The organism is Dactylosporangium sp. CS-047395 (assembly GCF_050942185.1).
GTDB lineage: Bacteria > Actinomycetota > Actinomycetes > Mycobacteriales > Micromonosporaceae > Dactylosporangium.
Window position 1 is genome coordinate 1,513,626 of sequence record NZ_CP192015.1, and the last position, 11,783, is coordinate 1,525,408.

The window sequence follows — 11,783 nt, forward strand, 5'->3', positions numbered from 1 at the left end:
ACTGAAAGCCCTGACAGAAGCCCTGACAGACAGCCCGAAGCGCTACTCCAGCCCGAGCAGGCGGGGCAGGGAGCCGATCGAGCCGATCACCTCGTGGGCACCGGCGGCCTGCAGCGCCTGCCGGTCGCCCGCGCCCGTGAGCACGCCGACGAGCAGCCCCGCGCCCGCGCGCTGGCCCGCGATGAGGTCCAGCGGCGTGTCGCCCACGACGACCATGCGGCGCACGTCCTCGACGCCGAGCTTGAGCGCCGAGACGAGCATGAAGTCGGGGAAGGGCCGGCCGCGGCCGGCGTCGGCGGGGGAGAGCACCAGGTCGACCTGGCCCCACCAGCCGAGCGCGTCGATGATCGCCTCCTGGGTGGCCCGGGCGAATCCGGTGGTGAGCGCCACCTTGATGCCGTTCGCGCGCAGCGTCTTGATCGCCTCGATGGCGCCCGGGATCGGCAGCACGGCGCCCTCGTCGACGAGCAGCCCGTACGCCTCCTCGAACGTCTCGTTGGCGGCCTGGGCCCGCTCCTCGTCCCCGTCGAGCAGGAGGCGGAACACCTCGATGCGGCTCTGCCCCATCGTCTTGCGGACTACGGCGAGCATGCGTTCGTGCTGCGGGGTTCCGGGAGCCACGCCTTCGCCGGCGAAGGCCACCGTGAAGGCCTGCTCGACCAGGCCGTCATCACGCACCGTAGTGCCTGCCATGTCGATGCAGGCGAGTTGCCACGCGGTCATCACGCGATATGAGCATGGCCAGGAGGCCGGAGAGTGAACGGCACAAAACCGTCAGAAGGCACCCGGCCGCCGCAGTTTGCGCGGCCGCCCGTCGGGGTCGTGCACGAAGCGGTAGAGCACCCCGGACCACTGCCGGGTCCACCAGGTCAGCTGGGGCGCGTCGTAGGTGAGGACGCGTCCGGGCGGCCGATCGCCGGCCCGCCCGTTCTCGTACCACCGGTGGAGCTCCGCGGCCGCCTCCTCGAACGCCGCGATGAACGTTTCCGGTTGATCGTCATCGATATCGATGCCGAGGTGCTCGCGGGCCAGGCGGCGGCGCAGTGACCGAGCGTACTGCCCGGTAGCGTCCGCGACCGCGCAGGTCAGCTCCGAGTCGTGGGTCCACGAGCGCATGCTCACGTTGTCGGAGCCGACGGTCGCCCACGCGTCGTCGACCACGCAGACCTTGGCGTGCACGTAGATGGGCGTGCCGTGGGCGTTCTCGGGGCTGAAGACGTGCACCCGGTCCCCGCCGGCGTCGTCGAGAATCGCCAGGGCGCGCTCCCGGCCGTACAACTGCGGGCTCTTGGCGAATCGCCCGGGCGCGTCCGGGTGCCGCGGCACGACGGCGACGAGGTGCAGGTCGGGCGCGTTCCGCAGGGCCTCGGCGAAGCACTCCGCGACCTGTGGCGACCAGAGGTACTGGTCCTCGATGTAGATGAGGCGGCGCGCCCGCCCGACGGCCTTGCGGTAGCCGCGCGCGACGGTGCGCTCGCCGTCCGGGGCGAACGGGTACGCGCCCGCGCGCCGGTGCGGGTACGTCCGCAGCACCTGCACGGCCAGATCGCCGGCCGGCTCGGGGTCCGGCAGCTGCTCCGGCAGCGGGTCGGCGTGCGTGTCCTCGCGGTACAGGCGGTCGTGCAGGCGGAAGAACGGGTTGCGCGACAGGGGGGTCGGGTCGGTCCAGCGCTCGCGGAACGTCGCCTCGATCTGCCCGACGGCCGGACCCCGCAGCTCGAGCTGCACGTCGTGCCAGGGCGGGCGTGGGCCGTACACGGGAGCCATGGAAACCGCCTGCGGGTCGCCCTCGTGCGCGTCGGAGTCGGCACGGCCGTGGCAGAGGTCGATCCCGCCGACCCACGCGACGTCGAGCTCGGGGCGGCCCGGGTGGCGCAGCACGATGAACTTCTGGTGGTGCGAACCGCCGGTACGCACGCGCATGTCGCGCAGGCACTCCCCGCCGGCCGCCTCGATCTTCTCGCCGAGGTGCTGGTTCTCGTCCTCGCTGAACTGCAGGCGGTCGAAGTGCGAGCGCCAGACCAGGCCCTTGACGATCACCCCGCGCTCGGCCGCCTCGCACAGCACGCGCGAGATCTCGGTGCCCTCGCCGTCGAGGCGCTCGTCCGGGTCGCCGCGCCAGTCGGTGAACAGCAGCAGGTCGCCGCGGCGCATCCGGCGCACGGCGGGCAGCAGCGCCCCGTAGTACTCGCGGCCGTCGATGAGCGGGCGCGCGGCGTTGCCCTCGGTCCACGGGGCCAGGTCCGAGTGCGGGTTGTCGCGCTCCTGGGCGCTCAGGAACCAGTCGCTCATGCGCTCGCCGCCGTCACCGCCGGCCGCGCCCGCGCGGGGGCCGGCTCCTGCACCAGGTCGTGGTTGGGCCGCAGGAGCCACCACGCGGCGCCCACCCACAGGGCGGCCAGCAGACAGCTGCCCAGGATGTCGGTGGGGTGGTGCATGCCGCGGTACATCCGGGCGACCGCCACCCACAGCGGCATGATCACGGCCGCGGCCACGAACAGCCAGCGCCACCACGCGCGGGTGCGCGGCATGACGAGGACGGCGGCGGTGGCCCAGATGCAGATGGTCGCCGCGACGTGGCCGGACGGGAAGCTGGAGGTGGGCATCGGGCCGTCCATGTTCTCCACGTCCGGGCGGGCCCGCCCGACGATCGCGGCGCTGCCCAGGAACAGGCTCAGCTCCCCGAACATGACCGTGACCAGGAAGACGACCGGGCGCCAGCGGCGCACCACGGCCAGCGCGAGGGCGCCGACGACCAGGCCGATGGCCAGGATGGCGTGGGTGTTGCCGACCTCGCTGCCGATGAGGGTGAAGCGGCCCAGCGCGTCCGCGCGGTGCTCGGCGAACCAGTGCGGGATGGTGCTGTCGCCCAGCACGTTGCCGTTGCCGTCGCGGTAGCGGGCGAGCGGGATGCCGAGCGCGACGAGCGCGCCGAAGGTCAGCACCCAGCCCACCCCGAGCCCGGCGACGACCCACGCGCGGCCGTGCCCGGCCCGCTCGGGCTCGCGCGGATGCGGGGCGGTCGGGTGCAGATCGTCGGCCGCCTCGGGCTCCAGGCCCTCCGTGAGCGGCTCGGTGACCCGCCGGCCGTGCTCGTACCGCCACAGCTCGAACGCGGCCGCGCAGAGCCCCACCCAGGCCACCGCGAGGGACCAGCCGCCGACCACGTCGGAGAGGAAGTGCACGCCGAGGGCGAGGCGGCTGAAGCCGATCAGGGCCACGATCGCGCCGACGGTGATGAGCAGTGGGCGGCGCCACCGCGCCTCGAGGGCCGGGAGGAACACCAGGACCAGCGCGGCGTAGCAGATGAAGGAGTTGAGCGAGTGGCCGCTGGGGAAGCTGTTGCCGCCCCCGTGCGCGACGGGCTGCTCGACGACCGGGCGCAGGCGGCCGACCGCCAGCTTGAGCACCGGATCGAGGACGAGGCCTCCGAGCGCGGTCGCGAGCAGGAAGCCGGTCAGGCGGTAGCGGCGGCGCACCAGCAGTACCGTCGCGGCAATCACCACCAGCCAGGCGAGCACGCCGAAACTGCCCAGCCGGCTGATGCCACCCATCAGGCTGACCAGGAAGTCACTCGGCGCGACCAGGCGATTCAGGCCGTCGGCGACCCCGCGGTCGACGGACTCCAGCGGCAGCCACCGCACCCGCACCGCGATCACGAGCACGCTGAACAGCAGGGCCGCGGCCCCGAACCCGGTCATGCGCAGCAGAGCGGCCTTGTCACGTCTCACGTTTGATTGCATGCCCAACCTGGGGATTGGCAGAACATGACGAACAACGATCTGCTGAAGTACCTCACGCGAGTCGGGTTCATCGGCTACGGTCTGTTGCACCTCGCGCTCGCCTGGGTGGCCGCGCAGATCGCGTTCGGGGAGGGCGGCCAGGAGGGCGACCAGTCCGGCGCCTTCCAGGAGCTCGCCGAGCAGCCGTTCGGCGCGGTGCTGCTGTGGTTCGTGCTCATCTGCCTGGTCGCGCTGGCCGTCTGGCAGGTCATCCTGGCGATCTGGGGCCACACCGACGTCGAGGGCAAGGACCGCATCATGGAGCGCGTCTCGTCCGGCGCCCGCGTGATCCTCTACGCCGTGCTGGCCTTCACCGCCGGCAAGGTCCTCTTCGGCGCCCCCTCGTCCAGCGCCCAGCAGCAGCAGGAGGCGGCCGCGGGCATCATGGCCAAGCCCGCCGGGGAGTGGCTGGTCGGGCTGGCCGGCGTCGTGGTGCTCGGCTTCGGCATCGGCATGCTCTGGTACGGCCTGAAGCGCAAGTTCGAGAAAAAGCTGCACTTCGCCGGGCCGCGCGGGCACCAGGCGGCGATCCGCGCCGGTCAGATCGGCTACGCGGCCAAGGGCGTGGCGTTCGGCATCGTCGGGTACCTGCTGATCGAGGCGGCGGTCAAGAACGACCCGCAGAAGTCGCGCGGGCTCGACGCCGCGCTGCACACGGTGGCCGGGCAGCCGTACGGGAAGTTCCTGCTCCTGGCCATCGCCCTCGGCGTCGTCGCGTTCGCCGTCTACTGCTTCTTCCAGGCCAAGTACCGCAAGGTGGGATCGTGACCGTTCAGGCGGCCGTCGTCATCAACCCCTCCAAGGTCCTCGATCTGCAGGAGCGCCGGCGCGAGCTGTGCGGCGCCCTCGCGGACGCGGGCTGGCCCGAGCCGATCTGGCTGGAGACCACCCCTGAGGACCCGGGCTGCGGCATGGCCCGCGAGGCCGCGGCGGCCGGAGCCGAGGTGGTGCTGGTCTGCGGCGGCGACGGCACCGTGATGGCGGTGGCCGGCGAGCTGGCCGGGACCGACGTCGCGGTCGCGCTCATCCCCTCGGGCACCGGGAACCTGCTCGCGACCAACCTGGGCATCCCGCTGGACGTCGCGGAGGCGGTCGCGGTGGCCATCACCGGCGAGCGCCGCCGCATCGACGTGGGCGAGGTCGAGGGGTGCGGCATCTTCACGGTCATGGCCGGGATGGGCTTCGACGCCGCGATGGTCGGCGAGACGCCCGACTCGGCCAAGGCCCGCTTCGGGTGGGCCGCGTACGTCGCGACAGGGCTGCGCAATCTCACCCGCCACCGCGCGTCCGTGCGCATCCGCCTCGACGGCGGGCAGTGGATGCACCGCAAGGCCAGCACGGTGCTCGTGGCGAACGTGGGGCGGCTGCAGGGCGGGCTGCCGCTGCTGCCCGACGCGGCGCCCGACGACGGGACGCTGGACGTCGCGGTGCTCACGCCGCGTCATCTGGCCGATTGGGTACGGCTGGCGGCCGGCGTCGTGCTGCGCCGCGGGTCGGACACCCACGGCCTGGAGACGTTCCGGGCGCGCTCGGTCGAGGTGCACGCCGCGCGGGACGAGCCGCGGGAGCTCGACGGGGACGTCATCGCGCCCGCGCGGCGGCTGGCCGCGCGCGTTCGGCCCGGCGCGCTGGTCGTCTGCGTGCCGTCGTCCTAGGTGGGGATATTCGTCAGGGATTGTCGTCTTCGCGCCGTTTGAGGTCTTCCTCCCAGCGCCGCAGCAGCTCGGCGTCCTTGCGGGACTGAGCCGTGTCGATGCCGCGCAGGAAGTCCGGGTCGTCGTCGGGAGCGGTGACCCGCTTCCGCGCGCGCCCGGCGACCACGCCGGCCCGCTGTTCCAGCGAGCGCGGCCGGCCGGCGACGAACCAGGCGATCGGGCCGATGACCGGCACGAGCAGGATCACGAGGAACCACACGGGCCGGGGCAGCCCGCGGATGTCCCCGCGTTCCGAGGACAGGCAGTCGATCAGCGCGTACAGCGTCACGACCAGCACGATCAAGAAGGGCAGTGCGCGTCCCATGGCGCCATCATGACTCGTCGAAGGGGGTCATGACATCAGCAACAGGGTGCCCATCGCGCAGTACAGCAGGATGAGCCCGACCAGCACCGGCAATTCCCGCCCGATCGGGGTGGCGACCGTGCGCATCCGATGCCGCACGAGCCGCACCGCGGCGGCCCAGACGAGCCCGACGGCGGCGACCGCGCACGCCGCGGGCACTGGCGGCAGGTGTACCGCCACCAGCCGGGCCAGCAGCAGCGCGACCGCGGTCACCGAGACCAGCGTCCGCCGCCACGACAGCTGCGTGCGCTCGATCTGCGCGCCCGGTGGCGCCGGTCCGCTCATGCCCGCGGGCTCAGACCAGCGTCGCGATCAGCAGTACGGCCGCGCCGACGGTGATCACGATGGCCAGGATCGCGGGGAAGCGCGACGGGGGTAGCGCCTCGTTCTGCCGCATCGCCTTCTCGCTGCGGGCCCAGTGATCCACCGACCGGATCGCGACGAGCCCCCCGAGCGCGAGCAGCGAGACCGCGATCGCGACGCGCAGCCGGTGGTGGGGCAGGAACTGGGCGACCGCGAGGCCGCCACCGATCAGCGCCAGGGCGGTGCGCATCCAGGCCAGGAACGTGCGCTCGTTGGCCAGCGAGAAGCGGTAGTCCGGGGTGGTGCCGACCGAGCGGACCTCGTCGGGATCGAACCACAGGCGAACCGTCCGCCAGATCGACATGCTGACAACGTACTGGCTCAGGATCGCTCGTTGAGCTGCCAGAGCTCCCGGATGGTGTCCGACACACAGGATTCGCGCGGCCGCCCGCACGTGCAGAGGTGCTCGTCCGGCGCCTCCCGCCGACGGTGTGTGACCAATTCCGCAGCGTGCTGGGCGACGGCCGCCGACAGCGGGCGTTGTACCTCGAACTCGACGGATTTTTGCGGCATTTCACCCACCTCCTCACCCCAGGGTGCGCCCGGTTCGTGATGCTTTTCACCGCCACCGTGAACCTACTGCCCAGTAACATTCGGGTGGCCGACCCGTTCTCGCTCGCCGTGAGCCGTAACGTGGGGCACAAGTCGCCAGCGACGGCGCGGTGACTGTCAAGCAGGAGGACCTCGGACCACGATGAAGATCGTCGTACTCGTCAAGCAGGTGCCGGACTCCGGCGCGGAGCGCAACCTGCGCAGTGACGACAACACCGTCGACCGCGCGTCGGCGAACAATGTGATCAACGAGATGGACGAGTACGCCATCGAGGAGGCGCTGCGCCTCCAGGAGGCGCACGGCGGCGAGGTCGTCGTCCTGACCGTCGGCCCGGACCGCGCCACGGAGTCGATCCGCAAGGCGCTGTCCATGGGCCCCGACTCGGCCGTCCACGTCGTCGACGACGCGCTGCACGGCTCGTGCGCGGTCGCGACGTCCAAGGTGCTCGCCGCCGCCATCGGCCAGCAGCAGGCCGACCTGGTCATCTGCGGCGCCGAGTCGACCGACGGCCGCGTCCAGGTCATGCCGCACATGATCGCCGAGCGGCTTGGCATCGCCGCGCTGACGGGCGCCCGCAAGGTCACCGTCGAGGGCTCCCAGCTGACCGTCGAGCGCCAGACCGACGAGGGCTACGAGGTCGTCACCGCCGCGACCCCGGCGATCGTCTCCGTCTGGGACACGATCAACGACCCGCGGTACCCGTCCTTCAAGGGCATCATGGCCGCCAAGAAGAAGCCGCTGCAGACCCTGTCACTGGCCGACCTGGGCATCGCGGCCGGCGAGGTCGGCTTCGACGGCGCGACCAGCTCCGTCGTCGAGCACAGCAAGCGCCCGCCGCGCCAGGCCGGCAACAAGATCGACGCGGGTGACGACGGCGGCGTGAAGCTCGTCGAGTACCTCGCCTCCGAGAAGTTCGTGTAAGGGGAGACATCGCCATGGCTGAAGTTCTGGTCGTAGTAGAGGCCTCCTCGCAGGGCGTCCTCAAGAAGGTCACGCTCGAGATGCTGACCCTGGCCCGCACGCTCGGGGGCGACGTCGCCGCCGTCGTGTTCGGCGACCCTGCCGCGTTCGCCGACAAGCTCGGTGAGTACGGCGCCACCAAGATCTACGCCGCCGCGGGCGCGGACCTCGACGACTACCTGGTCGCCCCGAAGGCCACCGCCCTCGCCGCCCTGGTCCAGCGGGTCGCCCCGGCGGCCGTCCTGGTCGCGTCCTCGCAGGAGGGCAAGGAGATCGCGGCGCGCGTCGCGGTCAAGCTCGACAACGGCATCCTGACCGACGTGGTCGCCCTGGACGCCGACGGCACCGCCACGCAGGTCGCGTTCGCCGGCTCGACGATCGTCAAGTCCAAGGTCACCAAGGGCCTGCCGATCGTGACCGTGCGCCCGAACTCCCTCACCCCCGCCCCCGCGCCCGCGACTCCTTCGGTCGAGGCCGTGGAGGTCACCGTGGAGGACAAGGACAAGCTCGCGAAGGTCGTCGAGCGCAAGATCGAGGCCAAGGGCGCCCGCCCCGAGCTGGCCGAGGCCTCGATCGTCGTCTCCGGCGGCCGCGGCGTGGCCAGCGCGGACAACTTCAAGCTGGTCGAGGAGCTGGCCGACCTGCTCGGCGGCGCCGTGGGCGCCTCCCGCGCGGCCGTCGACTCCGGCTTCTACCCGCACCAGTTCCAGGTCGGGCAGACCGGCAAGACGGTGTCCCCGCAGCTCTACGTGGCCCTGGGCATCTCCGGCGCGATCCAGCACCGGGCCGGCATGCAGACCTCGAAGACGATCGTCGCGGTCAACAAGGACCCCGAGGCGCCGATCTTCGAGCTGGCCGACTTCGGCGTCGTGGGTGACCTGTTCAAGGTCGTCCCGCAGGCCGCGGAGGAGATCCGCAAGCGTAAGTAGCGTTTGTGTGTTGAGGAGGCGCCCGTCAATGACGGGCGCTTCTTTATTGCAAGGTCCCTCGGAGCATGCTGCGGCCGGAGTGCGCGGCGTTCCCGTCGTGTGGCTCCGCCGAGATGTCGATGATGTTGTACCGCGTGAGGTCGAGCGAGTCCGGCACGGCCAACGCCGGTTCGGTCCGGCCCTGCGCGACCACTCCGAGCGCCTCCATGCGCACGGTCGGCTCGTCCCGGTCCAGCAGCCACGCCTCGTAGTCCCCGTCGGCCTGCGTGGGCATGCCCTCGGTGTGCACGATCAGGCGCCGCTGGCCGTCCACGACGCGCAGGCACGCGTAGCCGGCCGCGCCGCTGGGGGCGTCGGGGAGCGCCTCGAGCCGCACCCGCGCGTCCTGGGCCCGGCACTGGTCTCCGGCGTCGCTGCGGCCCAGCCAGAGCGCGGTACCCCCGGCGGCGACGATCGCGGCCGCGACGGCAACGGCGGCGGTTCGGAGCCACGTGGGCCGCTTGCGCTCCATCCGGTCGGGTGGCCGCCGGCTCGCGCTCCTGGGCTTCGTGTCCGGCCGCGGTTCCACGTTTTCATGGGGTCGCTGGTCTGTCGCGGCCGGGCGGGGTGGCGGGGGGTCGGTGTGCAGGGTGACCGCCGGCGGTGGGAGGGCGCGATCCGACGCCGCGAGTTCCGCGCGGATGCGGTGCCAGACGTGCTCGGGCGGCGGCGGGAGGTCGCGCAGGCGGGAGGTCTGCCGGCCCAGACCCGCGACGATACGCAGCGAGTCCATCTCCCCGCGGCACTGCTCGCACACGTCGAGGTGGCCGGTTTCATGCTGGTCGAGCGTCTCTTCACCGAGCGCCAGGAGTACCAGCCGCTCGGGCTCCAAATGCGGCACCGTCCACCTCCCATCGGCTGCGCAGCCGGGCCATCCCGCGCCGCAGGTGGCTCTTCACGGTGCCGAGCGGCAGCCCGGTCAACGCGGCGATCTGAGGATGGGTCAGGTCGTCGTAGAACGCCAACTCGAGCACGCGCCGCTGCTCGCCGGGAAGCCGCGCCATCTCGTCGGCGAGCACCAGGCGGTCGACGATCCGCTCCGGCGGCGCCTCTCCCGCTCCGTCGCGGGCCGGCCCGGCCATCCGCCGCGCCTCCTCGGCGATCCGCCCGTCCCGCGCGGCCGCGCGGATCTGGTCGACGACCTTGCGCCGGGCGATGCCGAGCAGCCAGCCGAGCAGCGAGCCGCGGCCGGGGTCGAACCCCTCGCGCCCGAGCCAGGCGGCCACGAACACGGCCTGCGTCACGTCCTCGGCGTCGGTGACACTGCCGACGCCGCGCACCGCGAGATGGAACACGGCCGGGCCGAACCGCTCGTACGCCTCGCGTAGCGCGCGCTCGTCGCCCGCCCGGAAGAGCTCAAGGAACGCGTCGTCCTGGGCTTTGTACGGCCCGGCTCCGTCGTGCGCTGCGTGCGGCGCGTTGCCGTCGTGCGCCTGGCGTGCGTTGGCGCCGTCGTGTGCTGGGTGTGGCCCTGTGGCGTCGTGCGCGTTGTGCGGGGCGGTGCCGTCGTGCGCTTTGCGCGGATCGGCGGTGTTTCGCCCGTTTTGGGGATCTGGGCCGTCGTCGTGCGGGCGCGCGGGAGTCACCGGGGGCCGCCCGGATGCCGCGGTCGCCGCCATCGCACGGGGTACGTCCTTCTCGGGGATCGGGTCCGATCAAGCATTCGCTGTTCACCTACCCAGCGGATGCGCCGACCGAGGAAAATTTCTTCAGATTGCGAGAGTGAAGACTTAGCGCGCCTAACCGATCACGCTGGGTCCCGGGAAGGTATCGTGCCTGGGCTGCGACCAGGATCGATGGCACCGCCCGTTACCGGCGGTCCGCTCAGCGGGGACGGCTGGCGGCGGCGGGGCGCGGGAGCGTGGCGAACGCCGCCATACCGGAGGGGTGGTAAGGGGTGCCCGGCCGTTAGGCTTGGCCCCGATGCCGTACCTCGACCACGCCGCAACCACGCCGATGCTCCCGGAGGCGCTCGACGCCTACGTCGCCACCGCGCGCGAAGTCGGCAACGCCTCGTCGTTGCACGCCCCCGGCCGCCACGCCCGCCGCCGGGTCGAGGAGTCCCGCGAGCGGATCGCCGCCGCGCTGGTGGCGCGCCCGTCGGAGGTGATTTTCACCGGCGGCGGCACGGAGAGCGACAACCTCGCCGTCAAGGGCGTCTTCTGGGCCCGCCGCGCCGCCGACCCGCGCCGCAACCGTGTCGTCGCGAGCTCGGTCGAGCACCACGCCGTCCTCGACTCCGTGGCCTGGCTCGAGGCCCACGAGGGCGCCGCCGTCACCTGGCTGCCCGTCGACGCGTCCGGGCGCGTACACCCCGACGCACTGGCCGAGGCCCTGGCGGCCGACGACGTCGCGATCGTCACGTCCATGTGGGCCAACAACGAGGTCGGCACCGTCCAGCCGGTCGCCGAGCTGGCCGCCCTGTCCGCCCGCGCCGGCGTGCCCTTCCACACCGACGCCGTCCAGGCCGTCGGCCAGATCCCGGTCGACTTCGCCCACAGCGGCGCGGCCGCCCTCACCGTCAGCGGCCACAAGCTGGGCGGCCCCATCGGCGCGGGCGCGCTGCTGCTCGCCCGCGAGATCGACTGCACCCCCCTGGCCCACGGCGGCGGCCAGGAGCGCGACGTGCGCTCCGGCACCCTCGACGTCCCGGCCATCGTGGCGTTCGCGGTCGCCCTGGAACTGTCGGTGAAGACCCAGCGCGAGTCCGCCGAGCGCATCGGCCGACTCCGCGACGCCCTCGTGGAACGCGTCCGCGCGGCCGTACCCGAGGCCATCCTCAACGGCGACCCAGCCGACCGCCTGCCGGGCAACGCGCACTTCTCCTTCCCGGGCTGCGAGGGCGACGCGCTGCTGCTCCTCCTCGACGCGCAGGACATCGCCTGCTCGACGGGCTCAGCCTGCTCGGCGGGCGTCGCACAGCCTTCGCACGTACTGCTGGCCATGGGCGCCGACGACGCGCGGGCGCGCTCGTCGCTGCGCTTCACGCTCGGGCACACGTCGACCATGGACGACGTGGACGCGCTCGTTGCCGCGCTTCCGGGCGCGGTGGAGCGGGCCTACCGGGCGTCCACGAAGACCAAGAAGAGCTGACCCGAT

General features: G+C 72.5%; 13 protein-coding genes. 5 read left to right on the forward strand and 8 right to left on the reverse strand.

Features of this window, described 5'->3' with window-relative positions:
* Positions 1–42 precede the first annotated feature (42 nt).
* The 3 genes from ACQP00_RS06985 to ACQP00_RS06995 form a co-directional block, all read right to left on the reverse strand.
* A complete protein-coding gene (locus tag ACQP00_RS06985) occupies positions 43–693 on the reverse strand; it encodes a phosphonatase-like hydrolase (RefSeq protein WP_433057308.1) in 651 nt (216 codons plus the stop codon).
* Between the two features lie 81 nt (positions 694–774).
* Positions 775–2,292 carry a phospholipase D family protein gene (locus tag ACQP00_RS06990; RefSeq protein WP_433216034.1) on the reverse strand — a complete coding sequence of 506 codons (1,518 nt, stop codon included), beginning with the start codon at positions 2,290–2,292 and terminating at the stop codon, positions 775–777.
* Positions 2,289–3,731, reverse strand: coding sequence for a phosphatase PAP2 family protein (locus ACQP00_RS06995; protein ID WP_433216037.1), 1,443 nt, complete (start codon positions 3,729–3,731; stop codon positions 2,289–2,291). Before ACQP00_RS06995 ends, ACQP00_RS06990 begins: the two co-directional genes overlap by 4 nt.
* Before the next feature lie 36 nt (positions 3,732–3,767).
* On the opposite strand from ACQP00_RS06995, the gene ACQP00_RS07000 reads away from it, so the two are divergent.
* Both ACQP00_RS07000 and ACQP00_RS07005 read left to right on the forward strand, forming a co-directional pair.
* Positions 3,768–4,550 carry a DUF1206 domain-containing protein gene (locus ACQP00_RS07000; protein WP_433216040.1) on the forward strand — a complete coding sequence of 261 codons (783 nt, stop codon included), beginning with the start codon at positions 3,768–3,770 and terminating at the stop codon, positions 4,548–4,550.
* Entirely contained in the window at positions 4,547–5,437 is an 891-nt protein-coding gene (locus tag ACQP00_RS07005; protein ID WP_433216042.1) for a diacylglycerol/lipid kinase family protein, read from the forward strand. Before ACQP00_RS07000 ends, ACQP00_RS07005 begins: the two co-directional genes overlap by 4 nt.
* Before the next feature lie 13 nt (positions 5,438–5,450).
* On the opposite strand, the gene ACQP00_RS07010 is transcribed toward ACQP00_RS07005, so the two are convergent.
* From ACQP00_RS07010 to ACQP00_RS07020, 3 genes are read right to left on the reverse strand one after another with little or no spacing between them, the layout of a single operon-like run.
* Positions 5,451–5,801, reverse strand: coding sequence for a PLD nuclease N-terminal domain-containing protein (locus ACQP00_RS07010; protein WP_433057318.1), 351 nt, complete (start codon positions 5,799–5,801; stop codon positions 5,451–5,453).
* 27 nt (positions 5,802–5,828) lie between these two features.
* Entirely contained in the window at positions 5,829–6,125 is a 297-nt protein-coding gene (locus tag ACQP00_RS07015; RefSeq protein WP_433216045.1) for a DUF202 domain-containing protein, read from the reverse strand.
* Between the two features lie 10 nt (positions 6,126–6,135).
* Positions 6,136–6,501 (reverse strand): YidH family protein, encoded by a 366-nt coding sequence (locus tag ACQP00_RS07020; protein ID WP_433223733.1) that lies wholly within the window; start codon positions 6,499–6,501, stop codon positions 6,136–6,138.
* Positions 6,502–6,897: 396 nt separating this feature from the next.
* Here ACQP00_RS07020 and ACQP00_RS07025 point away from each other — a divergent pair, with 396 nt between their 5' ends.
* Positions 6,898–7,677 carry an electron transfer flavoprotein subunit beta/FixA family protein gene (locus ACQP00_RS07025; protein WP_433216048.1) on the forward strand — a complete coding sequence of 260 codons (780 nt, stop codon included), beginning with the start codon at positions 6,898–6,900 and terminating at the stop codon, positions 7,675–7,677.
* Positions 7,678–7,691: 14 nt separating this feature from the next.
* Complete coding sequence (locus ACQP00_RS07030; RefSeq protein WP_433216051.1) at positions 7,692–8,645, forward strand: electron transfer flavoprotein subunit alpha/FixB family protein; 954 nt, start codon at positions 7,692–7,694, stop codon at positions 8,643–8,645.
* A gap of 43 nt (positions 8,646–8,688) precedes the next feature.
* Here the strand turns inward: ACQP00_RS07030 and ACQP00_RS07035 are convergent, their stop codons facing one another.
* Both ACQP00_RS07035 and ACQP00_RS07040 read right to left on the reverse strand, forming a co-directional pair.
* Positions 8,689–9,525, reverse strand: coding sequence for an anti-sigma factor domain-containing protein (locus tag ACQP00_RS07035; RefSeq protein WP_433216054.1), 837 nt, complete (start codon positions 9,523–9,525; stop codon positions 8,689–8,691).
* Positions 9,479–10,270: an RNA polymerase sigma factor gene (locus ACQP00_RS07040; protein WP_433216057.1), complete on the reverse strand. Its 792-nt coding sequence runs from the start codon at positions 10,268–10,270 to the stop codon at positions 9,479–9,481. The genes ACQP00_RS07035 and ACQP00_RS07040 overlap by 47 nt, the downstream gene beginning before the upstream one ends.
* 337 nt (positions 10,271–10,607) lie before the next feature.
* Between ACQP00_RS07040 and ACQP00_RS07045 the strand changes: the two genes are divergently transcribed.
* Complete coding sequence (locus ACQP00_RS07045; RefSeq protein ID WP_433216060.1) at positions 10,608–11,777, forward strand: cysteine desulfurase family protein; 1,170 nt, start codon at positions 10,608–10,610, stop codon at positions 11,775–11,777.
* The last annotated feature ends 6 nt before the right edge of the window (positions 11,778–11,783 follow it).

What these genes read in the sequence shown, in the direction of transcription:
- ACQP00_RS07045 (WP_433216060.1), top strand. Translation starts at nt 10,608, where the DNA reads ATGCCGTACCTCGACCACGCCGCAACCACGCCGATGCTCCCGGAGGCG.
- ACQP00_RS07010 (WP_433057318.1), bottom strand. Translation starts at nt 5,801, where the DNA reads ATGGGACGCGCACTGCCCTTCTTGATCGTGCTGGTCGTGACGCTGTAC.
- ACQP00_RS07025 (WP_433216048.1), top strand. Translation starts at nt 6,898, where the DNA reads ATGAAGATCGTCGTACTCGTCAAGCAGGTGCCGGACTCCGGCGCGGAG.
- ACQP00_RS06990 (WP_433216034.1), bottom strand. Translation starts at nt 2,292, where the DNA reads ATGAGCGACTGGTTCCTGAGCGCCCAGGAGCGCGACAACCCGCACTCG.
- ACQP00_RS07030 (WP_433216051.1), top strand. Translation starts at nt 7,692, where the DNA reads ATGGCTGAAGTTCTGGTCGTAGTAGAGGCCTCCTCGCAGGGCGTCCTC.
- ACQP00_RS06985 (WP_433057308.1), bottom strand. Translation starts at nt 693, where the DNA reads ATGGCAGGCACTACGGTGCGTGATGACGGCCTGGTCGAGCAGGCCTTC.
- ACQP00_RS07015 (WP_433216045.1), bottom strand. Translation starts at nt 6,125, where the DNA reads ATGAGCGGACCGGCGCCACCGGGCGCGCAGATCGAGCGCACGCAGCTG.
- ACQP00_RS07000 (WP_433216040.1), top strand. Translation starts at nt 3,768, where the DNA reads ATGACGAACAACGATCTGCTGAAGTACCTCACGCGAGTCGGGTTCATC.